Source organism: Phycisphaerae bacterium, from assembly GCA_028714855.1.
Lineage (GTDB): Bacteria > Planctomycetota > Phycisphaerae > Sedimentisphaerales > Anaerobacaceae > CAIYOL01.
Map to the genome: position 1 here is coordinate 20,031 of JAQTLP010000002.1, position 24,216 is coordinate 44,246.

The 24,216-nt window shown below is 47.4% G+C and carries 22 protein-coding genes and 2 tRNA genes; 2 read left to right on the plus strand and 22 right to left on the minus strand.

What is annotated here, in order from left to right; translation table 11 throughout:
• Positions 1-118: 118 nt before the first annotated feature.
• From PHG53_01800 to hflX, 15 genes are all read right to left on the minus strand, one after another.
• Positions 119-1,294, minus strand: coding sequence for a uroporphyrinogen decarboxylase family protein (locus PHG53_01800; protein MDD5380361.1), 1,176 nt, complete (start codon positions 1,292-1,294; stop codon positions 119-121).
• A 147-nt stretch (positions 1,295-1,441) separates the two neighbouring features.
• Complete coding sequence (locus PHG53_01805; GenBank protein MDD5380362.1) at positions 1,442-1,594, minus strand: hypothetical protein; 153 nt, start codon at positions 1,592-1,594, stop codon at positions 1,442-1,444.
• Between the two features lie 37 nt (positions 1,595-1,631).
• Positions 1,632-1,705, minus strand: a tRNA-Val gene (locus PHG53_01810).
• Positions 1,706-1,825: 120 nt separating this feature from the next.
• A complete protein-coding gene (locus PHG53_01815) occupies positions 1,826-2,320 on the minus strand; it encodes a prepilin-type N-terminal cleavage/methylation domain-containing protein (protein MDD5380363.1) in 495 nt (164 codons plus the stop codon).
• 15 nt (positions 2,321-2,335) lie between these two features.
• Positions 2,336-2,752: a type II secretion system protein gene (locus PHG53_01820; protein ID MDD5380364.1), complete on the minus strand. Its 417-nt coding sequence runs from the start codon at positions 2,750-2,752 to the stop codon at positions 2,336-2,338.
• Between the two features lie 29 nt (positions 2,753-2,781).
• On the minus strand, positions 2,782-3,978 hold the full coding sequence (locus PHG53_01825) for a type II secretion system F family protein (protein ID MDD5380365.1): 1,197 nt from the start codon (positions 3,976-3,978) through the stop codon (positions 2,782-2,784).
• 95 nt (positions 3,979-4,073) lie between these two features.
• Positions 4,074-5,168: a PilT/PilU family type 4a pilus ATPase gene (locus PHG53_01830; protein ID MDD5380366.1), complete on the minus strand. Its 1,095-nt coding sequence runs from the start codon at positions 5,166-5,168 to the stop codon at positions 4,074-4,076.
• Between the two features lie 80 nt (positions 5,169-5,248).
• Positions 5,249-7,171, minus strand: a complete 1,923-nt coding sequence (locus PHG53_01835) for a GspE/PulE family protein (GenBank protein MDD5380367.1) — start codon at positions 7,169-7,171, stop codon at positions 5,249-5,251.
• Positions 7,168-7,830: a hypothetical protein gene (locus PHG53_01840; GenBank protein MDD5380368.1), complete on the minus strand. Its 663-nt coding sequence runs from the start codon at positions 7,828-7,830 to the stop codon at positions 7,168-7,170. The genes PHG53_01835 and PHG53_01840 overlap by 4 nt, the downstream gene beginning before the upstream one ends.
• A 34-nt stretch (positions 7,831-7,864) precedes the next feature.
• Positions 7,865-8,401 (minus strand): type 4a pilus biogenesis protein PilO, encoded by a 537-nt coding sequence (gene pilO, locus PHG53_01845; protein ID MDD5380369.1) that lies wholly within the window; start codon positions 8,399-8,401, stop codon positions 7,865-7,867.
• 65 nt (positions 8,402-8,466) lie between these two features.
• Positions 8,467-9,177 (minus strand): hypothetical protein, encoded by a 711-nt coding sequence (locus PHG53_01850; protein MDD5380370.1) that lies wholly within the window; start codon positions 9,175-9,177, stop codon positions 8,467-8,469.
• 30 nt (positions 9,178-9,207) lie between these two features.
• Positions 9,208-10,236, minus strand: coding sequence for a type II secretion system protein GspL (locus PHG53_01855; protein MDD5380371.1), 1,029 nt, complete (start codon positions 10,234-10,236; stop codon positions 9,208-9,210).
• Positions 10,237-10,528: 292 nt separating this feature from the next.
• Complete coding sequence (locus tag PHG53_01860; protein MDD5380372.1) at positions 10,529-11,596, minus strand: NAD(P)-dependent glycerol-3-phosphate dehydrogenase; 1,068 nt, start codon at positions 11,594-11,596, stop codon at positions 10,529-10,531.
• A gap of 179 nt (positions 11,597-11,775) precedes the next feature.
• Positions 11,776-13,305 (minus strand): alpha-L-arabinofuranosidase C-terminal domain-containing protein, encoded by a 1,530-nt coding sequence (locus PHG53_01865; GenBank protein ID MDD5380373.1) that lies wholly within the window; start codon positions 13,303-13,305, stop codon positions 11,776-11,778.
• Positions 13,306-13,840: 535 nt separating this feature from the next.
• On the minus strand, positions 13,841-15,157 hold the full coding sequence (gene hflX / locus PHG53_01870; GenBank protein ID MDD5380374.1) for a GTPase HflX: 1,317 nt from the start codon (positions 15,155-15,157) through the stop codon (positions 13,841-13,843).
• Between the two features lie 288 nt (positions 15,158-15,445).
• On the opposite strand from hflX, the gene rpsU reads away from it, so the two are divergent.
• Positions 15,446-15,634, plus strand: a complete 189-nt coding sequence (gene rpsU / locus PHG53_01875; GenBank protein MDD5380375.1) for a 30S ribosomal protein S21 — start codon at positions 15,446-15,448, stop codon at positions 15,632-15,634.
• A gap of 59 nt (positions 15,635-15,693) precedes the next feature.
• Here rpsU and PHG53_01880 read toward each other — a convergent pair whose 3' ends face one another.
• Both PHG53_01880 and PHG53_01885 read right to left on the minus strand, forming a co-directional pair.
• On the minus strand, positions 15,694-17,358 hold the full coding sequence (locus tag PHG53_01880; GenBank protein ID MDD5380376.1) for a hypothetical protein: 1,665 nt from the start codon (positions 17,356-17,358) through the stop codon (positions 15,694-15,696).
• A gap of 75 nt (positions 17,359-17,433) precedes the next feature.
• Positions 17,434-17,775 (minus strand): helix-turn-helix transcriptional regulator, encoded by a 342-nt coding sequence (locus PHG53_01885; GenBank protein MDD5380377.1) that lies wholly within the window; start codon positions 17,773-17,775, stop codon positions 17,434-17,436.
• Between the two features lie 256 nt (positions 17,776-18,031).
• Between PHG53_01885 and PHG53_01890 the strand changes: the two genes are divergently transcribed.
• A tRNA-Ser gene (locus PHG53_01890) sits at positions 18,032-18,117 on the plus strand.
• Between the two features lie 26 nt (positions 18,118-18,143).
• Here the strand turns inward: PHG53_01890 and PHG53_01895 are convergent.
• The 5 genes from PHG53_01895 to PHG53_01915 all read right to left on the minus strand — a co-directional run bounded on the left by PHG53_01895 (position 18,144) and on the right by PHG53_01915 (position 24,090).
• A complete protein-coding gene (locus tag PHG53_01895) occupies positions 18,144-18,830 on the minus strand; it encodes a hypothetical protein (GenBank protein MDD5380378.1) in 687 nt (228 codons plus the stop codon).
• A 37-nt stretch (positions 18,831-18,867) separates the two neighbouring features.
• On the minus strand, positions 18,868-20,067 hold the full coding sequence (locus PHG53_01900; GenBank protein ID MDD5380379.1) for an MltA domain-containing protein: 1,200 nt from the start codon (positions 20,065-20,067) through the stop codon (positions 18,868-18,870).
• Between the two features lie 185 nt (positions 20,068-20,252).
• A complete protein-coding gene (locus PHG53_01905) occupies positions 20,253-22,085 on the minus strand; it encodes a YgiQ family radical SAM protein (protein MDD5380380.1) in 1,833 nt (610 codons plus the stop codon).
• Positions 22,086-22,458: 373 nt separating this feature from the next.
• Positions 22,459-23,226: a zinc-dependent peptidase gene (locus PHG53_01910; GenBank protein ID MDD5380381.1), complete on the minus strand. Its 768-nt coding sequence runs from the start codon at positions 23,224-23,226 to the stop codon at positions 22,459-22,461.
• 9 nt (positions 23,227-23,235) lie between these two features.
• Positions 23,236-24,090, minus strand: a complete 855-nt coding sequence (locus PHG53_01915) for a protein-L-isoaspartate(D-aspartate) O-methyltransferase (GenBank protein ID MDD5380382.1) — start codon at positions 24,088-24,090, stop codon at positions 23,236-23,238.
• Positions 24,091-24,216: the final 126 nt, after the last annotated feature.

The following is a 24,216-nucleotide window of genomic DNA, read 5'->3' on the forward strand; positions in this document are numbered from 1 at the left end:
GAAAAAGATTTATCGCCGTTTATGGGCAGGGGACGCTTTTATGGGACAGTTGATACATAATTCTTCGACGCTGATACAATCGATACCACAGTTACTATTGTACTTAAAGGCACAATAGTTACGCCCCCTGTGGTTTCGTTCGCTTTTTTCTCGTTTTCAATTCGCCCCCGATTTCGCCGCGCCGTTTTCTGATTTTTTCCACATCAATTGGATATGTTCCGTATACGTGGACCGTTTCGTACATTGTTACCGTGTTCTCCGGTGGAATCATACCTCCGACTTCGCCGGAAGACCCTATTAATATTCCCCCCTGCGGACCGATTTCTTCTATCAATTCCAATGTTTCATCTTCAACGTCGTAGATGTTCCCCTCCGGCAGTGTAACTGCACAGCACACATTTCCAAAAAGCAGTTTGTCTGGATATCGCCTTCTTATTTCGAAAATATCGTTGCAACCCTTCCTCTCTATCGGCTCAAGGCCGTCAGCCCCGAATTGCTCGAATATTATCGGCAGAAGCTCGCCGTATCTCCCGTCGCTGTGAAACAAAAACTTAAAACCTTTCTCTTTAATCGGTTCGCTAATCCATCTCCACCGCGGCAGTGCCTGCTCTATTATAAACTTCGGGCTGAATATCGGCCCTGTATCGCAGGCAATGTCCTCACCCATAAACAGCATCGGGGCCGACGCATTCTCTGCAAACACCTGTGCGATATAAGCCGAAAACCTGGCGGCGCAATCCATAATCTGCGAAACAAGTTCCGGAGCATCGTAAATCGCCGTCATAAAAAGCTCCATACCGGCATAAGTGTAAGCATCATTCACAGGCCCATCAACTGCTCCGACAAAGACAAGGTCGTAATAATCAAAAACCTCTTTTATATGTTTAATAAATGGTGCATACCATTTCTTGACTTCTTCATATTTCGGAATTCCGGGCATATTTTTCTCGAGCTCTTTCAAATTCGAGAAAGGTCTTCTCGTAATCCAGTCCGCCCCTCCCCTTCGTGTCACCTCCCATCCGTCCGGATTCACCCCCAGAAAGCGTCCCCAGTTCTCAATCTTTGACCTAACCCACGATTTTACAGGGTCATAAATCTGGTGTGTAGCATCCAGCCCCATTCCCTTGAAAGCTTTGGCGTTTATCTCAACTATCTGTTCGAAAGCATACTTTTTCGATTCATCGAAGCCGCCGTATCTTGCCAGCAATTCTCTACTAACCATAAAATCATAAGTTAATATCCTGTCGGTTTCCTCCCGGTTAATCGCTTTCACAAATCTTTCGTAATTACCCATCCTGTCCGCTCTTTCCCCTCACAATACCCCTGACATAAAAAAATATCCACCGTCACCGGCGGTCCGAAACCCTAAACTTCACTTTCCTATCTGCTGGTACCGGCTGTAGCACTAAAGACGCTGGATATTCTTAATTCGATAGTTTTCTTATTTCTTCTCGGGGGCGGGGGCCTTCTCACAGGCCTTTGTCTCCGGGGCCTTCTCGCACTTCTTCTTCTTCTTTTCGCAGCAGCCCGTTGTCATCATTATTCCAAAAGCAATTACCACTGCCGCCAGAATCACAACATATTTCGCCTTCATTTAGTTCTCCTTAAAAGTTTACATTAAGTTTGTTCAATGGGCGGTATTGGACTCGAACCAACGGCCTCCTGCGTGTCGAGCAGGCGCTCTAACCAGCTGAGCTAACCGCCCCTTAAGTCTTTATACTATCATTAAACAAACAAAAAAAATCAAGACTTTTGTTAGAAATGTCCCATTGCAGATTTACCTTGCTGATGTAACACTTGCTATGAAAGCGACTTACAGCAGTCATCACTTCAAATTTCTTCTGACTACCGCCGCCGCTGAAACGGTCCGTTCAATATCACCGCTTGCCACCGTTATGGAAATCTGAACGCTCTTAATATCCGCCCCGTCATCCGTGGGAGTCTTGACAAAAGTCATAGCGGTGATATTGCTGCACAATACATAATCGGCCCCGGTAGCATGGTCGTGGAGATACAGCTTTTTATCAGCGCTATCGTAACGGTATGTCACTTCGGAACCATCGGCACATAACAATTTACATCTGTCCTCGCCCGTAACAGCGGGGTCAACCAAACCCGTCCGAACCTGAGTTGTTATTCGAAAAAGCGCCTGTCTGGCTTTGTTGATTGACTCAAAGACAGCCTCGTTTTGACGATAATTTATGAGCGAGGCGTTAAAAGCCACAACCACAGCAGCAAGCAATATGCCCGCCACCGCCAAAACAACCAGTAATTCCACAAGAGTAAAACCTGCGGCAGATTTAGCCGGCCTGGTTAACATAAACACCCCTCGCCTTTATTCATCAATATCAGCCCGAAGCCATCTCGCTGAGCTAATTTCCTTAGAGTTCAAAAAAACTTTTACAGTTACTCTGATAAAGCCGCTGTCGTAAGCAACAGCTTGTTCGAAGTTGCTTTCGCTTACGTTTTCAATAACAATTTGCTCGCTGAACGCGGCGAAAGCATTTAAACTTCCGCCGGTCGCATTTATCGGCGGCGAAAACGTACCATTCAAGCCGGATAAATTATCGTATCTGACCGAGATAGAACGTTCCCTTACCTGCTCGATTAGAAACTCAGCGGTCGATAAATCCGCCGCACCAGTATTAGCCTTTGTGAATGAACCATTGGCCGCAACCAGAGCCGCTATTGCAACTCCGACCAACAGTATTGCAATCAATACCTCAATAAGTGTAAAACCATTCTTTCTCATAATAGCACACAGGTTAATTGCGCTCTCACCTATCTCCCCATAACAGCGCTGGACATCTTAAATATCGGCAGAATAATGCTCATCGCGATAAAGCCGACCAAAATACCCATCAAGACTATCATTATAGGTTCAATCATTGAAACAGTAGTTTTGATAACGGTTTTGAGCTCTCTTGCGTAATACTCAGAAACATCACTGAGGACCTCTCCCAATGTACCCGAATCCTCACCCGTTTTTATCATTTGTACGACATTGGTCGTCATAAGATTATACCGAACGAGGCTCGATGCGATTTTCTTCCCCTGCCGTACCTGCTCATAGACCGCAAGCCACATATCCCTATAAAGGACATTTCCCGATATTTGAGATGTTATCGAAATAGTATTAAGAATGGGCACTCCGGCCCTGCTCAGGACTCCCATCGTGTGCAGGCTCCTTGTTATATAAAGACTTTTGCAGAGCGTTTTGACGAGAGGTAGCACCAGCTTGGTCTTGTCCCACCAATACCGGCCGGTATTGGTAGTAATAAAGTACCAAAACCCCATAAGCACTCCGCCAACAACCATTAGAATAAAATACCAGTAACCCCGCAAAAATTCGCTGCCGGCCATTAAGACTTTGGTGGGCCCCGGCAGTAAATGTTCCTTGCCTGCAAATATCGCCGTGAACCTCGGCAAAACAAAGCACAGAAGGAAAATAGTCACAAATGCCGCCATAGCCGCTATGATAACCGGATAAATCATCGCCCCTTTAATCTGTGAGCGTGTCTCGGCCTCCTGGTCCAGATACTCCGCTAACTTTTGCAGCATTGTGCTGAGAGAGCCGGAAACTTCCGCAGCACCGATCATATTTATATAAAGATTACTGAATACTCTCGGATGCTCTGCAAGCGCCTGTGAAAAACTTCTGCCCGCTTCAATCTTGGCTTTTAAATCGGCGATTACCGCCACAAATTTCCGGTTCTCAAGTTGGGCGGCTATTAACTCCAGCGAATCCTGAATGCTTATCCCCGCCCGAACCATAATTGCAAGCTGATTAGTGAAGTTCAGAATATCCTTACTGCTCGGTCCGAACTCAACCCTGAAGCCCTGGATTTTTTTCAGTATGCTCTCCTGCAGGTTTGCGGGCTTCCCGTCCTGCTTTCGTTCATGAAGTGTCTGAACGGGCCGAGGATTTTCCACAGCAACCGCTGCACCTTCATAACTTTGCGAAAAATTTCCGGACATGTTCTTCAAGCCCCCATTTTTTAATCTACAAAAGGCCAGCTCGTAAAATGCCGTCCCTCCATTTACTGTGCATTACATAGGCCTAAATCAGCCGCTTATCGCAAAGGCGACTGAATAACTTCAGACCGCTCCATAGGCACGAGCGACTTCTCCATCTTTCCGGGATTAGTCGACTTCGTAATTGCCTCACATCTGTCTATGAGACCTTTGGAGTACATATCAATGATGCTGTTATCCATATTCAGCATACCAAGGCTGCGGGAAGTCTCAATAATATTAGGTATTTCGTAGATTCTGTTTTCACGAATGCAGTTTCTTACCGCTATGGTACACAGCAAAATTTCCGTGCAAGGCACCATCCCCGGCATATCTATCCGCCTAAACAGTGTCTGCGAGATAACGGCCTGCAGCGTATTGGCCAACATCGCGCGAATCTGGTCCTGCTGATTTGCAGGATAAATATCTATAATACGCTCGATGGTCTGAGGCGCGCTCATAGTATGCAGCGTGCTGAAGACAAGATGCCCGGTTTCAGCGGCAGTAATTGTCGAGCTGGTAGTTTCGAGGTCGCGCATTTCGCCGACCATAATAATATCGGGGTCCTGCCGTAACACATGCCGCAGGCCCGATGCAAAATCCGGACAGTCATCGCCGATTTCACGCTGCTCTATCATACTCATTTCGTTTTCCAGCAAATATTCGATAGGGTCTTCCAGCGTAACTATACGTTTTTTATATTTTCTGTTTATCAATCCTACCATTCCTGCCAGCGTCGTGCTTTTACCGGAACCGGTATGGCCCGTCACCAGAACCAATCCTCTCGGCAGGTCTGTTAACTCTTTAACTATCAGCGGCAGATGCAAATCATCTATCGCAGGAACCTGATTTGGAATCACTCTGAACGAAATTGCTATCGTATCGCGCTGGTAATGGGCATTAACACGGAACCTATGGCCGTCCTCAATGGTCGTCGAGAAATCGATGTCCCTCTTATCTTCAAGTTTTTTGAACTTGTCCAGCCCAACCATATCAAGAACCATTTCTTTTGCATCTTCGCTGCTGACAACAGGGAAATCCATCTCTATCAGTTCCGTATTTCTCCGCAATATAGGCGGCATCCCGACGTTGATATGCACATCGCTTGCTCTTTTTCCTATCGCATCCGCCAATATAGCTTTTACATTTGTCATATCACAATCTCCTTTTGATAAACAAACACCGTTTCACTCCCTATACTTCTGTTTTATTACCCGATATTTTTGAAGGAAATCTATTCTCCGCTTTGGCTATACATTTTGGTCACTCGCAGCACCTCGTCTATTGTCGTCAAACCGTGCTTTATTTTTGTCATCCCATCGTCAAACAAACTTGGCTGTTTGCTTTCGTAAAATATCCGTCGCATGTTGCCCAAGGATGGGTCTTTGTTAATTACGTCTCTGAATTTTTCGTCAACAACTAAAAGTTCGTAAATACCCACTCGGCCTGCGTAACCTGAGCCCCTGCAATAATCACAACCGGCGCCGTGAAAAATCTGGTCATGGTCAATCCCTGCACTCTCCATATATTTGCGCATATTTTTCGGGACATGATAAATCTGCTTGCACTTCGGACAAATCTTTCTTACCAGCCGCTGAGCCAGCACTGCATTCAGCGATGCTGCTATCAGGTAAGCATCAATACCGATATCGACCAGTCTTGTAACACTGCTGGCTGCATCATTTGTGTGCAGCGTCGAAAGCACTAAATGTCCCGTCAAGGCCGCTCGCACGGCTATTTGAGCCGTCTGGCTATCTCTAATTTCGCCTATCATTATGACATCCGGGTCCTGACGTAGCAAACTCCTCAGTGTCGAAGCAAAATCGAGACCAATTTTCTCGTTGACCTGCACCTGGTTGCAAAAACCAAGCTCATATTCCACCGGGTCTTCGACCGTTGAGATGTTCAATTTATCACCGTCCATCTGGCACAGAGCCGAGTACAGCGTAGTACTCTTGCCCGAGCCTGTAGGACCTGTAACAAGCAAAATCCCGTTGGGCAGCAATACTTGCGCATTAAAAGCAGCCATTACTTTAGGCTCCATACCCAACTGCTCAAGACCGTGTAGAATCGATTTGCTGTCAAGTACGCGGATAACTACTTTTTCTCCGCGATTTGTCGGCAGTATCGAAACCCGCAAATCAATCCCTCTGCCGCCGACAATAATTGAAATTTTCCCGTCCTGCGGCAGCCGCCTCTCGGAAATATCGAGATTGGACATAATTTTAATGCGCGAAACAACCGCGGAATGCATCTTTAGCGGCGACTGCATTATCTCGAAAAGCACTCCGTCTATACGGCATCTTATTCTCGTAAACTTGTCCTTCGGCTCAATATGAATGTCACTGGCGCCGTCACTTACAGCTCTATTAATCAGATAATTAACAAACTTAATGACAGGTGATTGACCTGCCATTTTTTCGAGGTCTTCAAAATCTTTCTCCTGGTCCGCAACGACCTCCACATCCGTCATATCACTAATGATATCGTCAAAATTGTAATCGATTTTTTCATCCTTGAACGAGTCGCACACCGCCTCAATAGCTTCGGAGCTGCACACTACGACCTTCAGCTCCATACGTGTTTGCCTCTTCACATCTTCTATCGCAAAAACATTCGCAGGCTCGGAGGTTCCAACAACCAAAATCTCTCCTTCGGCTGAACCCTTTTCTATCGCAATCGGGCAAACATAATTATCCCTTATGAAATCGATGTCGAGCTTCTCGAAAGCTTCTTTATCCACGTCTTCCGGCTTTATATGCCGAAACTCCAGACCATACAGCGAAGCCTTTGCTTCCAAGATATCATCAGCGCTGATTAGCCCTGTTTTCAGTAGTATCGCTTCGGCATCGGAAGCCGATTTTATTCCGTTAGAGACAAACTCCTGCCGCAGGCTGCTGTGCACCTCAGGCGTAAGCTTACCCATATCCAGCAGGACATCCGCGATATCGCAAGCATGTGATTCGCCGGCCTCTTCCGGGCTGTAAAGATTGCTTAGCCCGCGTATCAGATCGTCCGCACTCCCATCCTGCGACTTATCGCAAGAGCGGGTCTGTCCATCTGCGGTTTCCATATCCAATCCGTCGTCGGCAGATTGTGAATTGGTTTCCGGCCTTTTAGAATTCCGTTTTCTCTCAAATGTAAAAGGTGGTTTCATTCCGACAACTTCAATATTATTTCCACACCATCCGATTCAAGTAAAACCGTACTATCACCGATTTTGCAAACTTTGAAACCTCTTATTGAATCTCCCTCGTAAAGTCGTTTATCGTCAATCACACAGCACTTTCCATTGTCAGTCGCCAGAATGCTCAAAAGCTGCATATCCCTTGTTTGTTGTCTCAACTGCTCCTGCCTCATACCGAAACTTCCATCTTCAGTATCGGGCTTTTCCTCTAAGCCGCTCAGTAATACCTCATGCTTAAACGGATTTTTTACCAGTTCATCGACTCTTATTTGCTGCACGTCCGAAAACTCATAAAATTTCTTAACGACCTCATCCATCCGGTTAAACATTTCTGACCTAATGCCTGTAAGCTGTGCAATTGCCGTCTCAATCTGCGCCCCTTCAGTGTCAACCTTTCCCGTGGATGCTGCCGCTGTTTGGGGTGAGCTCTTTTTTATCATAAACCATAGGAAAAACAGGCCTAAGACAAACAGGCCCCCAAGCAATATCGTACTTCTGCGAACACTTTTTTTGTCCCGGGCCTCTACAGTAAGATACTCCTGCTGCGCCCCTGACGCATTCCCATCCGCTTGAGGACTCTCCTGCCCTGACGGTTCCCCTCGCCCATTTTCTCGCATGAAAGACAACATAGAAAACTCCACTCCGCCTGCGGCGGACAATTTTTTAACCGGTTTTACTCTGGAAAAATATGCTCACTACAAAATCAACTGCTATTTGCCCCTCGCTTTTCTCCTGTTTCACCAACTCAAGCTTGCGTACTTTCATTATGCGGGGAAGTTTCTCAAGCTCTAAAAGGAACGAATAAAACGAATCAAAATCTCCCTCCAATTTCATTTCCAGGAGCTGCTCGACGTACCCGCTATTATCTTTTTTCTCCAGCCTCCGGATTGTCCTGCACTTTACCCCCTGCTTTTCCCCGATAACGGTTATGTCCCCAAGAACCTTGTCGATTTCAATCGTAGGCGGCAGCTTGCTTTCAAAAAATTCTACCGCCTCTTGTAATTGTTCAAGCTGATGACTTAAGTCTTCTGCCGCCGCGGTGGCCTTTTCAAATTCGGACAAATTGGCCAATTTCGTCGCAAGCCGGGCTTTCTGCTCGGTCAAATGCCTGTTGGCCGGCTTAATCATATATTGGTACGCAGCGTAAGCCACCCCGACTAACAAAACGAAAAACACAGCTTTTCTTAAACCGCTCGTCATAATTTTGCCTCTTCGCAACTGTTATCGATAACAGGTCTGCACAAAACAGCAGCCCGCTTCAACAATCAATAAACCGCCTCCTCACGTTTGGCCCTGATCCCATCGACATCTTCTGTGGTAGGATGGATGTCTTTTCTAAGCATTGCCGTCAGCTTAAATTGTCTGAATACGATGCCTCCGATTAGGCATTCTTTCGATTCCACCAGCGCTACATTGTCCAGCAATCCGTCGGAAGCGGACAACTGCTCAATATAGGCCGCGACCTGAATGTCACTGGGAGCAATGCCCTCAATATCTATCCATGTCTCCAGCAATTTTTCCGGCGACACCTCCGGCTGAACCTCCGCTGCCTGTTTAGCTTTTGCCTGCTCGTATTTATTAGCTCTTGCAGAGCGATTTACTGTCTTAGGCGCTTTTTGAACAACGTTCAGCCGCAAAAGCGATACCCCCCTCGGCAAGTCATTCGTCAACGACGCCAGCAGAACGCTTCGCGGCACCGGCTCAAGCAATTCCGCCGTAGTAAGGGCCGTCTTTATCATTGCTTTGCGATTTGTTTGAAGCTCTTCGAATTGCTTTATGGCTTCTTTGGCACGGGTCATCTTGGCATTTACAAGTTTTTCCTTTACACCAAGAGCTCCCTGCCGCACCTTGATAGTCATAAAAACACCACCAAATGCTGCCATCACCACCGTGAACAGCACAAGATACATCAGGTTTGTTCTCCGGCATTCCCCGCTTTGAATGTAATCATCAGGTACAAGATTTACGTTCAGCATTTTTTACATCCATCTTCTCTTATCAGGTTCTTAAGATAAGCTAAGCCCAAAGGCGGTGGCCCAATTAACCTCGCATCCCCTTCTGTCTATCACTAAGCCGTCGACATTTGCCTCTTCCACTGCCGTCAGACAATCCCCCATCTGTGCCGGCATTTCCATTTGCTTCGCTATCGTCGTACACACATCTCTATCGATAGTATGACTAAGGAAAATCAAACGCTCTATGTGAGCATCTTCGTACATCAAGCCGAAACGCCGCCTGCAGCCGGTCAATTCCAGCACTAATTTTGCTGTCATTTCATCGGTAGCGCCGCCGTTGGAAGCCGGCCGAAGCTGCTTTGTCCCTACTGGTATCGAACAGGCAAAAAGCGGATTCTTATGACGGCAAATTACAACATTCGTATAACTCGTATCTATATTGAGCAGCATCACTATCGCTTCGACATCAGTTTTACGTCTGCCGAAAAATCTGACATAGTTGTTCGTCAGTGCCGTCGGCCAAACAGCAATAGACTTAATTTGAAGATTCGCCTCTTCGTATATCGCCAGATGCCTGTCAATTTTCTTCCGCTCGACTGCTACTACCATAACATTATCATCCTCAGCGGGAAGGTACTTTATCATCGCATCATCAGCCTCGAACGGCAGTTTCTGTTTTATCTTCGAAAAGAGAGCGTCCTCCAGTTTGTCCTTCTCTATCTTCGGCATTTTCATATGGTCAATAAACACCTCGCTTGCCGGCATAGCCGCTATTACGTCTCTACCGTGAAATCTGCCGCCCGTTGTCAACTCACGTATAGCTTCGATTGCCCATCTTTGCCAATTGCTGCTGCCGAACTCTATATTCACCGGCCGATTCTTACTGCCGGCCGCAACCAAAATTGCGCCTCTTTTGTTTCGTTCAAATTGGACCGCTGTCAGAGCGTCGTTTCCAATATCCATACCAATCGGGGTCCATTTTGCGGAACTCAAAATACGGGAAATAGCGCCCGGCAGCTCTGCAATACGTCGCAGAACAGGAACGCCTGAACCCGAACTGTTTTTCAGAAACCTGAACATATATATAAACCTCTCCCGCAAAAACTGACCGCAACCTTATTCGCAGAGTATTGCGAAACGGAAACCAGCCCAACCCCTATTTTTGGCCAAGATATGGCCAACTAAAATATATGAAACAGACCCCCTTCAGCCAAACAGCGGCAAAAAGTTAATTCTACGCCCTATAAAATGTGCGTTTTCAACCGCGTTCTTTCCAAAACAGCGCGCAGAAAAATCATAAAAATTTAAAAAATTAAAATAAACGTTATAGGACGTGTTTTTGTGTGTCTGTTTTTCGGTTGTTACAAAGAAGCTATTCGGCCTTGAGCTGACGCTTCATTAAATCAGCAATCGCCGCCTGCACCGATTTGCCCTCAAACAGTATTTCATAGATAGCGCAAGTAATCGGCATCTCAACATTCTTTTGCCTGCCGAGAGCAACGACAGATTCGCAGGTAGCGATACCTTCAATAACTGAATCAGTTGCTTTTTTGGCCTGCTCTACGGTTTGGCCCTTACCTATTCTTTCGCCGAACGAGCGGTTTCTCCCGCTGAGAGAAATGCAGGTTGTCACCAAATCGCCTAGCCCTGCTAACCCCGCGAATGTCTGCGGCCTTGCTCCGCAGGCAACACCCAATCTGGTTATCTCGGCAAGTCCCCTGCTCAATAGCGCAGCCTTCGCGTTATCGCCGAGCCCCATCCCGTCCACAATTCCCGCGGCGATAGCGATAATGTTCTTCATCGCGCCTGCTAACTCAACGCCGACAACATCTGTGTTGGTATAAACGCGCAGCCAATTAGTTGAAAAGGTGCGTTGAACCGCCTTGGCCAACTGCTCATCGCTGCACGCAACACAAGCCGTCGCCGGTAGTTTTCTTGCTAATTCATCGGAAATGGTCGGCCCGCTCAGCACGACACATCGCACATCCCCGCCCAGCACATCAGCTAAAATCTCACTCGGCCGCATCAGCGTATCATTCTCAATGCCCTTGGTTACCGAGACAATAGGAACTCCTTTGGGGACATAATTTTTGAGCCTGCCCCAAACTTCACGCATAAATTGACACGGCACAGCCGACACAATCAAATCGGCATCGGCCATTATGCGATTATCATCGCTCTCGAATACAAGGTTTTCCGGCAGTTTATAGCCGGGCAGGAATTTTTTGTTTTCACGGCCTGACTCTATCTGTTTTAACTGCTCACAGTCATAACCCCACATCCGAACTCGTATTGCGTATTGCGTATTGTGTATATCGTCTGACTTTGGTTTTTTCTCGGCGGTCTTTGCGAACTCTGCGGTTGATGCTTTTTCGCAGAGCAGCATAGCCAAAACAGTGCCCATCGCACCATCACCGATTATGGAGATATTCTTGAACATAGAGGGAATTATACGGCCAAACGCAGGAATTGCAACGTAGGTGTTCGTATTTAGCCCCGCAATTTATTGCGCGGGTTACAGAGCCGCGCACGTAAGTAAGTGGCCTTGCCACATCAAAGGCGCGGTAAATTCTAATTTCCAAAAGCCCCCTTATCAAAAAAATAGGTGGCTGTTCCTGCTTACTTCTTTATTTTCACCTTTATTTGCACAAATGAATGTGCCGGGAAAGAGTAGGTTATCTTTTTCCCTTCAACCGACAATTCCGCTGTTTTCGGAATGTATTCTTCCTTTTTATCAAAAATAAAATCCTCATAAATATCTTGTCTATTAACCACACTTGCCGCAGCCTCACCGGAAAATGTTCCGGAAGTGCTGAGAATTTCAGTCTCGATTGATTTATCTTTATGCCTGTTTACGACATTAATGAATAGTGTATCATTTACATCATTAAAAACGGCTGTTGCATCGAGGTAGGCAATACCCTTACATTCATTTGTATCATAGGTATCGCAGTCTGTGAAAACGTCAACTGACCTGCCGTGACAATTGTTTGAAAATAATTTGAAAGTGTGGAATAACGGAGTTTTAAACAAACCTTTATCTTTGTCAAAACTCAATAATGAGGTAAAAAGCGTATAGTTTGCCATCTTAACGACATCGGCATGACGGATGAATGCGTTAAAGTATTGCCCGGCTGCGAGCACCGGAAGCATACCTTTTCCAAAGGCGCCGTATTCATCCACTGACAAATAAATCGGCTTATCCAGCCCGTACCGTATCCTGACTGTTTCGATTTGCGAGGCGACCATAGAAATCTTCTCTTCGAGGTCTATCGCCCGCTGACCGACATAAACATAATAATCGTCCGAAGGGTCCCAGTAGCGGTGAACGGAGATGTAATCTGCAAAGTCTCTCAATTCATTTATAACTTTCCAGTTCCAGTCGACATATTTCCCCGTCGCTTCATAATTGGATGCCCCGCAGGCGACCAGCTTTATACTCTTATCCGTATTCCGCATCGCTCTGGCCGCCACTTTCGCGATTTTGCAATAGTCCTCCGCGTTCTTATACCCTATAATCCACGGCTCGCCGTCCACCTCGTTGCCAAGGCACCAGTACTTCACGCCGAACGGCTTTTCATTTCCATACTTTTTCCTCAGGTCCGCATAGTAAGTGCCCGGCTCACAATTACAATATTCGACCCAGTAGCGGGCATCGTCGACGGTTCCCGTTCCGAGATTGATGCAAACGACATTTTCAGAGCCGATGGACTTGTTCAGCGCAATCCATTCATCGGTCCCCACATGGTTGTTTTCAATACCGTCCCATGCCAGTTCTTTGCGCACCGGCCGGTTTTCTTTAGGCCCTATCCCGTCCTGCCAGTTGTATCCCGCAACGTAATTTCCGCCAGGCCAGCGCATATTGGTTATCCCAAGTTCCTTCGCCGCTTCGATGTATTCCCTATTGAATCCGTTTTCATCAGCAAGGTCGGATTCGGGATTATACAGCGGCCCATAAAGCGTATTTATTGGTGTGTTGCCTTCCAGACCAAGCATTTTAGGGGAAAATGTAATGGGTTCCATAAAGACCCCGTAGATTTTCGGGTCAATCTCTCCGATTGTTCTGTCAACATCGATTTTGATTTTTGCTGCCTGAGCGAATGAAGAAAAACCAAGGATAAGCAATAAAATAAACAATACTTTTTTCATATTTCCTCCGAAAGAATATATTTCCCCCCATTTTACCCGCAAATTTTTCCCCCGCAAACATTAAAATTTGCTGTTGCGTCCTCCAGTTCGGCTACTTTACGCAATACTAAAAAATCAATCAAATGCGCAAGTAGTTGTTTGGTAAAATCTGAAATTTCGTAATTTTTTCTATCTCTTTAACTGCAACGACTTAGCCAAAACCGCACATCCAAAAACCCCACAATTTTCGCATCAAACGCGCATGTTCCTCCAACAGTAGAGAGATAGTCTCTCTTGAAAGGAATTGCTAATGAGCGGTTACCAATAACCAAATAATACTGTTTATAATTTACTTCTCTTTTTTTCTCTGTGCTCTCTGTGGCAGACACGGAGATTTTCTGTTTACAGCAAAAAAATCAATCAAAACAACAAAATTATGCAAAACGAACCCAATTTCCAAAATGCCAGAAATGAACCTAACCCCCTGTTCGACAATAACTAACAACTACGAACAACGAACTACCAACTTCGAAAAACGAACCCAAACGAACCCAATTTATCCAGAGATAGTTTCAATGGTTTCGGGGTGTAGTCTTTGCAGGCCGGGCATCTGGTTTCGGCCAAGTCTGACTTCAATCAGAACAGAACCCTCGTTATATTCCTCTTTTAAGACCTGCCCGTATGCCCGCAGAAAACTCTGGACTTTGCCGTTCGACTGGCTGCAGCAGACCCGCAGCAGAATTTCTCCGCCTCTATATTTCACCGCTACGGCCTCGCTTAATTCTTCCAGGCCGAAGCCAGTTTTAGCTGATATGCAGACCGCATCAGGAAAAAGCGTCTGGAGCATTTCAACATCGCCGATTTTTCTGACGGCATCGACTTTATTGAGGGCCTTCAAAATCGGCTTTTCCCCGCAGCCGATTTCCGCCAGAACTTTATCCACAGATTCAATCTGCTTGAGCACCTCGGGACTTGCCGTATCGACGACGTGGATAAGCAGGTCGGCGTTGACGGCCTCTTCGAGCGTCGCCTTGAATGATGCGACTAACTGGTGGGGCAGATTTTTCACAAAACCGACCGTGTCGCTGATAAGAACATCCACGCCTTTGACCGGCGTCCATTTTCTTGTCCGCGTATCGAGTGTCGCAAAGAGCCGGTCCTCGACATGGACGCCCGCATCGGTAAGGGCGTTGATAAGCGTGCTTTTGCCGGCGTTGGTATATCCGACGATACAGGTTTTGAACATTCCTTTTCGGCCGTCAATCTCACGGACTCTGCGCTCGTCGATATTATCAAGCTCGCGCTTGAGGTCTATGATCCGTTTGGAGACAATACGCCTGTCGATTTCCAGCTGCTGCTCGCCCGGCCCTCTTGTCCCTATGGCGCCGACCGCGCCGGCGGCAGTCGCTCCGCCCACGCCCGCTACGCTGTCTAAGTGCGACCACATACCAGCCAATCTCGGATAGGTATATTCAAGCTGAGCCAGTTCAACCTGAAGCTGAGCCTGTTTGGTTTGTGCCCTGGTGGCGAAGATGTCCAGAATCAGCTCGCTGCGGTCGAGGACCTTGATATGGATAATCTCCTCAAGCTCGCGAATCTGGGCAGGCGACAGGTCGTTATCGAATATAATAACATCAGCCTTGAACCGCTTGACCCGCTCGGCAAGCAGGTCGGCTTTGCCTTTACCTATGTATGTAGTCGGATTGATTTTCCGGATTTTCTGCTGAAATCTGTCTACGACAACCGCACCGGCACTTTCCGCCAGCGCCGTAAGTTCAACCAAATCATCCGAATCGCTGCGATGGTGCAGGACAGCGGCCACTAAAATAGCCCGTTCTTTCCTGACTCTCAGCGTCTCGCGCAATTTTTCCAATTAAAAACGCCTCCAAAACCACTTTTGCACATTATTTTAGCACATTTGCCAATATTGCTCAATAATATCACGGCACCCGGCAGATTTGCACGTTTTTTGAGCGTATAATCGCCGTTTTTAGCCCAAAAAGGCCGTTTTTGCATAAAAAACCGCTGACAAACATTTTTTGGCTTGAAAAAAACCAAAATCTAAATTACAGTAACAATTCTTATTAGTTTTGACGAATTAGAAATACGATGTTTTTTTCCCTTTGTTTGGATTTTTAGGGATTGAAAGGGTCCTTTTGATATGCTCAAAGTAAAATCGCGTACAGGCGAATCAGTTCAGCAAATGATGAGACGCTTTAAAAAGCTGTGTGAAAAAGAGGGTCTAATCAGAGATATGAAGCGTAATGCTTACTACGAGAAGCCCTCGGAAAAAAACCGCCGGCGTATGCGAAAGGCCCAGCGAACTGCAAGCTTCAACACTGATTACTAACGCAATTCCCTTTCACAAACTCCTACCGCAGTGATAAACCCAGTCTGCTTGTCTGTATTTTATTTTTGCACCGGCCAGAATACAGCATCGCCTTCATCGGCCCATAATTTGACTTTACCTTTTTCATCGCGATACACCTGCCCACTGTCATCTTCGAAATTAAAGCCCACACTGTATAACGTGAAAGTGTCCGCAGTCCTTTTGTAAACCAGCGGCTGCTCGGTGAATGGGTCGATTGGCATTTCTTTGATATACCCGGACTGCTGAAGCTCAGCTAAATTCTCCGGATATTGTCCTTTGTCGATTTTGAATCGCAGTGCCGCAATAATGACCGGTGCTGACTGGACGTTGGCCTTGACACGATAACTCGTTTTATACACCGAGCCCAATGCCGGCGCCCAGATATTCAGGAAAAGGTTTCCTTTAATCATAGATTCAATCTGCTTGTTTAAGTCAATCGATTTAAGTTTCAATTCAGCAGGACTCTTTTTTGATATCTTTTCAAAAAAGTCATAATACTCATCGGCTTTCTGCTTTGTCTGAGCCTTATTCGGATGGAAAAACAAAACTCTCGTTACTTCCGAAATTTCACTTAAGATATCCTGTGAACTTTCAGAACTATCTTTTCCTCCCGCTAAAGCTTCCATAACAGGCAGGCGTCGAAGATAGAGGTGCCCACCGCCAAGCCGGTCTTCGGTAAAGCACCGCTGGATTTCGTCATCTACCGCCAATTTCTCAAATAGCAGCCGTATCCCGAACTCCTGGCCAGCCTGGGCCTCGGCAAAATCCGTTTGTAAAACAGCTAATTCTTCATTGCCGACAGGGTAAAGGCTTAGTATTTCACGGATGTTATTAGCGGCCTTCGCCTGAATTCCCATACCAACAAGTTGTTCGACAAGAGTCTTTTCTCCCTGACCTGCGAGCCTGCCGAACTTATAGCAGATTATCAGGTCGTCAAAGGCCTGTGAATATTCTCCTTTGATGGCTTGAATCTGCGCCCGGAAGCAAAAAGCTGCGGTTAGATGGCGAAACTTTATAAGATTAGGGAAGAGAACCTCCACCATTGAGTTGTCGTTGTCCTGGCTGTCACTTGTCTTGTATTGCTGCCAGAAATAAGGCTTTTCAGTGCCTTGAGCAATGAGATTTAAACTGTCGGAACAAAGCTGTACCCAATCCTTGATTGCTTGACGCTCAGTTTCATTTGCATCAAAGAAACTTTTTTGCCGAAAGCCGCTTTCATCCTCCGGCATGTTCGGACATGTGGCTGCCGCCTGCTCAAAAAGCGGCGCTGCGTTCAAACTCTCATCGGCAACGGGAGGGGTGAGGCGATTAAACTCGGCAACGTAATCAACAGTTATCGCCGGTTTGCCGGTAAGGAACCATATAGTATAGACGGCCAAAAACAAAATCAGCACACCTATAGTCTGTAATGTCCTTGCGACAACCGTTCGCCAGAGAGGCCGGCAGCGTTTTTTGGCCCGGCGGAGTAAAACAGCAAGCAATTTCGCATCGCCGAAATCTTCGATTAGCCGCCGGGCCTTTTGTTCTTTTTCCTCATCTGTTTTGCAGTCTCGCAATTCATCCTCAAAATGCGCCGCCAGCTCCGCCTGAACATCCAGCCGGACTTTTTTGCGATACCGCATCTTTTTTATTACGAGCTTTATATACTCCGCAGCACAGGCAGGAAGATTTTGCAATTCGCTGTCTTTAAATTTATTTGCCATCGTGAACCTCTCCATAGAAAAATTAAATCCGCCTTTAGCAAGACCTCACCAAGGGTGGGACGGCAATCCGCAATTTCAGGCAGGGGAAAGCACCCGGCCGAAGACAAGCTTCAGGCCAGCGTTCAGCTCCTTTAATTGCCCTCTTTGCTCCGCAAGCTGGGCTTTGCCCTTGCTGGTGATGGAGTAATACCGCCTCTTCCGGTCGGAGCTGGTTTTCTCCCACCTGCCCCTGATAAGTTTTTTTGCTTCGAGATTGTAAAGCAGCGGATACAGCGTCCCTTTACCAAGAGACAATATTTCGCCGCTTCGCTGCTCGATGGCCTTACCCAGCTCGTAGCCATACATTGGACCGCGGGAGAGAATCTGCAGGACGACCACCGGGGCGATACCTTTTAACAACTGAGCTTCAAATTTCATTCCCGGACTCCTTTCTTCAGCCATGTCTTTTACGGTTTTACACTTAGCTTTGTTTCGATTAGTATGTTATACAAACTATGTAATGTCAACTAAAAAATAGGAAAATATTTATAATTCTTCAAAAATTGGCTTTGGGCGGGTTAGGCTTAATTTGCTTGCAAAACAGCTGTTTTTTCATAGAATAATCGAAAATCTGCCGATTAGTTAAGTAGAATCACACCAAATGAGATGCAGGGCACAGGCGGCAGGTTATTGTGGAGCAGTGGCTGAGCGGCTGAAAGCGACGGTCTTGAAAACCGTTTTACCCTTAGGGTAACGGGGGTTCGAATCCCTCCTGCTCCGTTCTTCACTGCTGTTTTGCCTTGTTGCTACTCGTACATATCCGGCACAGTTTCCGGATATAGCTGCCCGCTCGGACTTATCTTAAAAACATAAATAAGTCCTTTTCTAAGCTTGGAGTACACAACGTTACCGTAAACTGCTTTGATATCGTATTCCCTCAGCCTGTCTGAGTTGTTCGCCAGCTCCCACACATTAGTCCAGAACAGGCTTTTTTCTTTTTCCGGCAGCAAATTCAGCAAGTCTTTGTATCTTTGAGGTTCTTCGCCCGGCTCTTCTATCATCAGGCCGTTCTCCGGAGCGGTATTTTCACCATATACCCTCCGCCACAGGTACAGCGCCTTTTCCTCCCCGTCCATTACCATCTTGTCGCCGAATTTAACAACCAGTGCATCGAAATGCACTATGTCGCCTTCGATTGCGTAAGTTTTTTCGAGCACCTTCTTTAGCTTGTCTTCTCTGGCGGTTTCAACGAACTTTATATTTGTGAACAATTTGCCGTCGCGGTTTTCCTGGGAAATTACTTTTGCATAACCGATTTGGTCTTCGAATGTCAGGTTGGTTATCGCTGTTTTGAGCTGTTTATTCTCAGTTAAAAGCTCGCGTATAGTAGCGGCCCCGTAGAACCAGCCGCGTCCCACATACACTATTGCAGCAAGGCACGCCAAAGCCGCTATATAGAAAGTAACTTTCCTTATGAGCTTAATAACAGCCATTGATAATGCCCCTTTTCAGCCTGGCTTTGACGCTTTATTATTTGGATGCCTGCTTCAAAAACAGGTAATACAGCTTTCCTTCCTGGTACGTCTGCCCCGCAAGCTTGCCTGCCGTATCTCCAATGCCCATATAAACATCACATCGCCCGGGCGCGCGGATTGCGCCGCCCGTATCCTGGTCAAGCATAAACCCGGTGAAAGGCCGCATAACAACACTGCCTCCCTCCTCTCTCGGCAGCGTAGTAGATATAAAGGTCAGGCTGCCGCGAGGAAAGATTGATTTGTCCGTAGCAATTGTTCTCATCGGTGTTACAGGCTCGTTCAAACTGCCGCGGGGGTCTCCCTCCTGCTTACTGAAAAAGACGAATCTCGGATTCAGGCGGGTATAATACGAGACCTCGTCGGGATGCTCCTTGAAGTACTTTATAATTGCGGCCAGGCTCAATTGCGAGCTGGATATCTTGCCGTCTCTGACCATAGCTTGCGACATACTTTTATATTCGTGGCCGTTATGTGCAACATAGCCTACCGTCACCAAATTACCATCCGGCAGTCTTATTTTGGCTGAGCCCTGTATGTGCGCTATGTACGCTTCGAACGGGTCGGTCAGCCATATTAACTCCCGCCCCCTGAGCAGCATCGCATCTTCAATAACGGCCCGCGGCGGGTACGGCGTAATACTGCCGTCAGCCTCGCGCCGCCCGAGCACTGTGCCGTTAGCATCTTTGACCAGATTCTCCGGCTGTTTATACAGAGGATACTTGAAACGGTCGCCGGGTGTGAACGACCCTTCAAAAATCGGCGTATAATAACCGGTGAATAGCACTGTGCCGTTGTCGTCGCAACCTACCGACATATAAACATCAAACTTGTCCCTGATGGCTGCGTTCAAATCCGAACCTTTCACACCCGAACCCAGCAACGCCGAGAATTCTTTCAAGCTGTCCACTGCTATTTGATGGCTTATATCGCCGACAGGGAAGAACCCCTGACTCGACGGCTTGCCGAGGTAATTAAGACTCCTTTCTGCTGCCGGCTTTAAACCCTCAACATTAAAACAGGCTAAAGTAAAATCGGGTATCTCCGACGGATTTGTTATCTTGCGCAGCGCCGGCTGACCCGGCAGCAGGGGTTTATTGTATGGCGGCTTAACTGCCTCTTTCTTCATGGGGGCTTTGCACCCGGTTATGACTATTGCCGCTGACAGCAGTAAATAAAGCAAAACTTTGGTTTTCATAGTCTTCTGACTCCAACTACCGTATGTAATGTAACAGTTTACTCCAGAACCATAATATTCGACCATATTGACCGAATTTGAGCAAGTTTTTCTTGGATTTCTTACAGCTTCCTGAATATTGCTTTTTTAAGACCGATTGCTAAAATCCTGCTCTTTTATCTTTATCTTTTAAGAAATGGTAACAATCAAAATTCGTAATCTTTTTGGCCGGATTCGCAGCGCCTTCTATGTTTTTGCAGAGAATCAATTTTGCTGATTAACTCGGCCCGGCCCTGATTCCGAAGAAAACCGGCTACCCTCTTTTCGTTTTTCTCTTCACAGTATTGCAGCAACGCCGCCTGAAGTGTCTTTTCCCTGTGCCCCTTCGGGATAAAGATTTTTTTGCCTTTTGTGTCGAGCCCTGATACATACATCGCTGTCGAGGTAGTCAGCGGTATGGGGCTGAAGTCCTGAACCTGGCGGGGACACCACCCTCGCGAGACTAAATATTCCGTAAGTTTAATCGCGTCATCGGCCGTGCATCCCGGATGCGCGCTTATAAAATACGGCACAAGGTATTGCTCTTTGCCCGCCTGGCGTGACACCTCCTGAAAATATACCTCGAACTCTTCTAAAAGCTCGAACGAGGGTTTACCCATCAGCTCAAGCACCCTCGGACAATAATGTTCCGGAGCGACCTTAAGATGGCCGCCCACAAAATGCCGGGCCAGCAGCTTGATATATTCCTTGTTCTGAAGCGCCAAATCGTGACGGATACCTGAAGCAACATATATATTCGTTCGAGCAGACTGACTGGCCTGCCATTTCAGAAAAGATTCCATCATTTTTATTAGTTGCCCGGCGTCGGCTTTAAGATGTTTGCATACAGAGGGAACAAGGCAGCTCGTCCTTCGGCAGTCACTACCCTGTTCGCATTTCATTCCATACATATTGGCCGTCGGACCGCCTATATCGCTGATGGTGCCGCGAAATTGTTTGTGCTTTTTCAGGCAGTCCGCCTCTGCCAATAAACTGCCGATTGAACGGCTGCTGATATATCTGCCCTGGTGGAAATAAAGGGCGCAAAACGAGCAGCCGCCGAAACATCCTCGATGGGCCGTTATCGAAAAACGTATCGGCTCAAGGGCGGGTACGCCCCCCGCTTTGTCGTAACTCGGATGCCAGTTCCTCGCAAAAGGCGCATCATACAGCTCGTCCATTTCGAACTCGCTCAAAGGTTCGGCCGGCGGCATCACGACAATCTCACCGGGTTCCTGGTCTTGTATTACGGGAAGTCCTTTCGGATGCGCCTGCGACTGGTATGACTTTTGGCACGACATTACCAAACTATGGTCGGACTCCTGCTGCGACAACGAGGGCAGACGAACGGCGTTCTCCGGCATTGTCGTGTCACGCCTGACCGGATATGCCGTCCCCGCAATTCCTGCTAAATCATTAATCGACCCGCCGCTGCTCAGCCGTTCCGCAATTTCTTTAATTGCTCTTTCCGCCATGCCGTGAACTAACAAATCAGCTTTGGCATCGATTAAGACGGACCTCTTGAGTTTGTCTTCAATAAAGTCGTAATGGGTAAGTCTGCGAAGACTGGCTTCGAGACCTCCTAAAATCAAAGGAATCCCCTTAAACGCCTCGCGCACCCGCGCCGAATAAACAAACAGCGGCCGTCTCGGACGTAACCCCAAGACCCCGCCCGGACTATACACATCCCTTTTTCGCCGATGCCCCATCGAAGCATAGTCATTGAACTGCGAATCTATCGTCCCGGACGTAATTCCCCAAAACAATCTCGGCGGCCCCAGGCTCCGAAACGCATCCGCGCTCCGCCAGTCGGGCTGTGCGAGTATCGCTACTTTGTAACCCAGCTTCTCCAGCCATCTGCCTATCAGCGTAACCCCGAAAGAGGGATGGTCAACATAAGCATCGCCGGTAACAAGAATAATGTCCGCCTGTTTCCACCCGCGCTGACGCATCTCTTCAGGAGTAGTTGGAAGAAAAAGATTTGAATTATTAATGCCCATTTCAAATATATAATAGCATTTTCGGCTGTTTGTTCAAGATTTGCAAGTTTGACGTGCGGCTTCGACCAGGCCGGGCCGAAGCCCGCGGCTAAGGAATCACAGCGATTGTTTTATTGCTGATGAGGGATACATAAAATAAGTGGTTTTACATATTCCTGAAAAGAGTTCTGACGTTGGTCCGACGTCCTGCCCGGCGTTTATTGCCGATTGTCCTGCGGCCCTTACTGGTCCGCATCCGGGCCCTAAAGCCGCTCTTCCGTAATTTCTTGATTTTGCTCTTGCGATGGTTTTGCATAAGTATTTCCTATATGAACGACGATTTATTTTATCTTATTTTTACAGGTGCGACATTATAACGTTATTTAATTTTGTTTCAAGTTAAATAGCTGACAGGGTCCTGATGGTAAAACTGCTTTAACTCGTTATAAAGCTGCGGATGAATCTCTTTCAGCTCTCCGGGTTTTTCAAAAAAGAACTCCGTTACGACTGCGAAAAACTCCGCCGGGTTAGTTGCGCCGTATTTATTTAAAAAAGTCGGCTGGCGCTGAGCAGCCGCGCGCCTGAGCTTTTCGTAATCTTTTTGCAGCACGCGCGCCCACGCAATATAGCTCGATCTGTTTTTAAGAACGGCCGTGCCGTCTCTTTTGCCGCCGCAGCTTTCGATTTGATGCGCGAACTCGTGAAACACGACATTGTGACCATCGTTGACATCGGCAGTATCGTGCTTTATGTCATCCCACGACAGGACCACCGGCCCCCGGTGCCACGATTCCCCTCTAAGCGCCTGCGGCTCCTCAGATACTACCCCGCCCGGTAAATGTTCGACCCGCCGTGCTACAAAAGCCCGCGGATATACCAGTATCGTGGAAAGCCCCGGATAATAATCGGTTTCCCGATGCAGAAGCAGTATGCACGCCTGCGCAGCTATAGTAACTTTTACCTCATCGGTTATTTTGAGTCCCCGGCAGCCCTCGAACCGCTTCTCGCCCATAAATACAAGTATATGCCGCCGCAGCTCAGCTTTATCTTCGGACGGCAGCCTGCCATATAGCGGCACGTTCTTTTCAATAATCCGCAGCCACCCCTCAGGAAATTCCCGATTGCCGAGCCGCTTTCGTCGCCATCTCTTAAACAAGAACATACGATGTGATTATTTCTCCGGCTTTGTTACCTCGCCGGTCATCGGAACAAATCTAACCGGCAAAACATTCTTCCTGCTGAGATTGCCATTGCCGTCCTTTGTTATCAGAACCAGATATTGAAAACCTGATGCGGTCTCATAAGGCAATATCATCCTGCCGCCCGGGGCCAATTGCTTTATCAGCGGCTCAGGAATGCGCTCTGCCGCCGCCGTACCGATAATGGCGTCAAAAGGCGCCTTCTCCGGCCAGCCGAAATACCCATCGCCGGCCCTGACAAACACGTTCGGGTAACCCATCTCTTTCAGTTTTTCTTCCGCCCGTTTAGCTAATCCTTCGACAATCTCAATGGTATAAACTTCCGCGGCAATCTCGGCACAAATCGCCGCCTGGTAACCGGAGCCGGTGCCGATTTCTAATACCCTCGAAGCAGGTTCAAGCCTCAACGCCTCCGTCATAAATGCCACGATGTATGGCTGGCTTATCGTCTGGTCGAAACCTATCGGAAGCGGATGGTCGGCGTAAGCAAAGTCCTGCTTGCTGCCTGCTACAAATGCATGTCGGGGCACAATTCGCATCGCCGTCAAAACGTTTGGTTCTCTGACGCCCCTCGTCTGAATCTGCTCCGCAACCATTCTCTCCCGCTCTTTTACCCGTTCCGCAAAAGCAGGATGCGTATGCGTCGGCCGCGCCGCCTTCTTCTCTTCTGCAGTTTCCTGCTTCTGGCTTACACTAATCGGCGCCTGGCTTGGCACAAAACCTTTGTTTTGCGAATCACAGGCGGTTGTGAGAAAAATAACCGCCCCCGCCAAAGATAGCCCCGCATAAACCCCTGCCTTGAACAATCTCACATACTTTGTGCTCATTTTACTGCCGATTCTTATTTCATAACCCGTATAGACAGCTACTTTGGTTATAACGACGAGTTAATTATCCCCTCAATTTCCCCCAAACTCAAGCCGGAAATTTGCCGGTTTTCTCTGCTCTAACCC

What these genes read in the sequence shown, in the direction of transcription:
- PHG53_01800 (MDD5380361.1), bottom strand. Translation starts at nt 1,294, where the DNA reads ATGGGTAATTACGAAAGATTTGTGAAAGCGATTAACCGGGAGGAAACC.
- PHG53_01805 (MDD5380362.1), bottom strand. Translation starts at nt 1,594, where the DNA reads ATGAAGGCGAAATATGTTGTGATTCTGGCGGCAGTGGTAATTGCTTTT.
- PHG53_01815 (MDD5380363.1), bottom strand. Translation starts at nt 2,320, where the DNA reads ATGTTAACCAGGCCGGCTAAATCTGCCGCAGGTTTTACTCTTGTGGAA.
- PHG53_01820 (MDD5380364.1), bottom strand. Translation starts at nt 2,752, where the DNA reads ATGAGAAAGAATGGTTTTACACTTATTGAGGTATTGATTGCAATACTG.
- PHG53_01825 (MDD5380365.1), bottom strand. Translation starts at nt 3,978, where the DNA reads ATGTCCGGAAATTTTTCGCAAAGTTATGAAGGTGCAGCGGTTGCTGTG.
- PHG53_01830 (MDD5380366.1), bottom strand. Translation starts at nt 5,168, where the DNA reads ATGACAAATGTAAAAGCTATATTGGCGGATGCGATAGGAAAAAGAGCA.
- PHG53_01835 (MDD5380367.1), bottom strand. Translation starts at nt 7,171, where the DNA reads ATGAAACCACCTTTTACATTTGAGAGAAAACGGAATTCTAAAAGGCCG.
- PHG53_01840 (MDD5380368.1), bottom strand. Translation starts at nt 7,830, where the DNA reads ATGTTGTCTTTCATGCGAGAAAATGGGCGAGGGGAACCGTCAGGGCAG.
- pilO (MDD5380369.1), bottom strand. Translation starts at nt 8,401, where the DNA reads ATGACGAGCGGTTTAAGAAAAGCTGTGTTTTTCGTTTTGTTAGTCGGG.
- PHG53_01850 (MDD5380370.1), bottom strand. Translation starts at nt 9,177, where the DNA reads ATGCTGAACGTAAATCTTGTACCTGATGATTACATTCAAAGCGGGGAA.
- PHG53_01855 (MDD5380371.1), bottom strand. Translation starts at nt 10,236, where the DNA reads ATGTTCAGGTTTCTGAAAAACAGTTCGGGTTCAGGCGTTCCTGTTCTG.
- PHG53_01860 (MDD5380372.1), bottom strand. Translation starts at nt 11,596, where the DNA reads ATGTTCAAGAATATCTCCATAATCGGTGATGGTGCGATGGGCACTGTT.
- PHG53_01865 (MDD5380373.1), bottom strand. Translation starts at nt 13,305, where the DNA reads ATGAAAAAAGTATTGTTTATTTTATTGCTTATCCTTGGTTTTTCTTCA.
- rpsU (MDD5380375.1), top strand. Translation starts at nt 15,446, where the DNA reads ATGCTCAAAGTAAAATCGCGTACAGGCGAATCAGTTCAGCAAATGATG.
- PHG53_01880 (MDD5380376.1), bottom strand. Translation starts at nt 17,358, where the DNA reads ATGGCAAATAAATTTAAAGACAGCGAATTGCAAAATCTTCCTGCCTGT.
- PHG53_01885 (MDD5380377.1), bottom strand. Translation starts at nt 17,775, where the DNA reads ATGAAATTTGAAGCTCAGTTGTTAAAAGGTATCGCCCCGGTGGTCGTC.
- PHG53_01895 (MDD5380378.1), bottom strand. Translation starts at nt 18,830, where the DNA reads ATGGCTGTTATTAAGCTCATAAGGAAAGTTACTTTCTATATAGCGGCT.
- PHG53_01900 (MDD5380379.1), bottom strand. Translation starts at nt 20,067, where the DNA reads ATGAAAACCAAAGTTTTGCTTTATTTACTGCTGTCAGCGGCAATAGTC.
- PHG53_01905 (MDD5380380.1), bottom strand. Translation starts at nt 22,085, where the DNA reads ATGGGCATTAATAATTCAAATCTTTTTCTTCCAACTACTCCTGAAGAG.
- PHG53_01910 (MDD5380381.1), bottom strand. Translation starts at nt 23,226, where the DNA reads ATGTTCTTGTTTAAGAGATGGCGACGAAAGCGGCTCGGCAATCGGGAA.
- PHG53_01915 (MDD5380382.1), bottom strand. Translation starts at nt 24,090, where the DNA reads ATGAGCACAAAGTATGTGAGATTGTTCAAGGCAGGGGTTTATGCGGGG.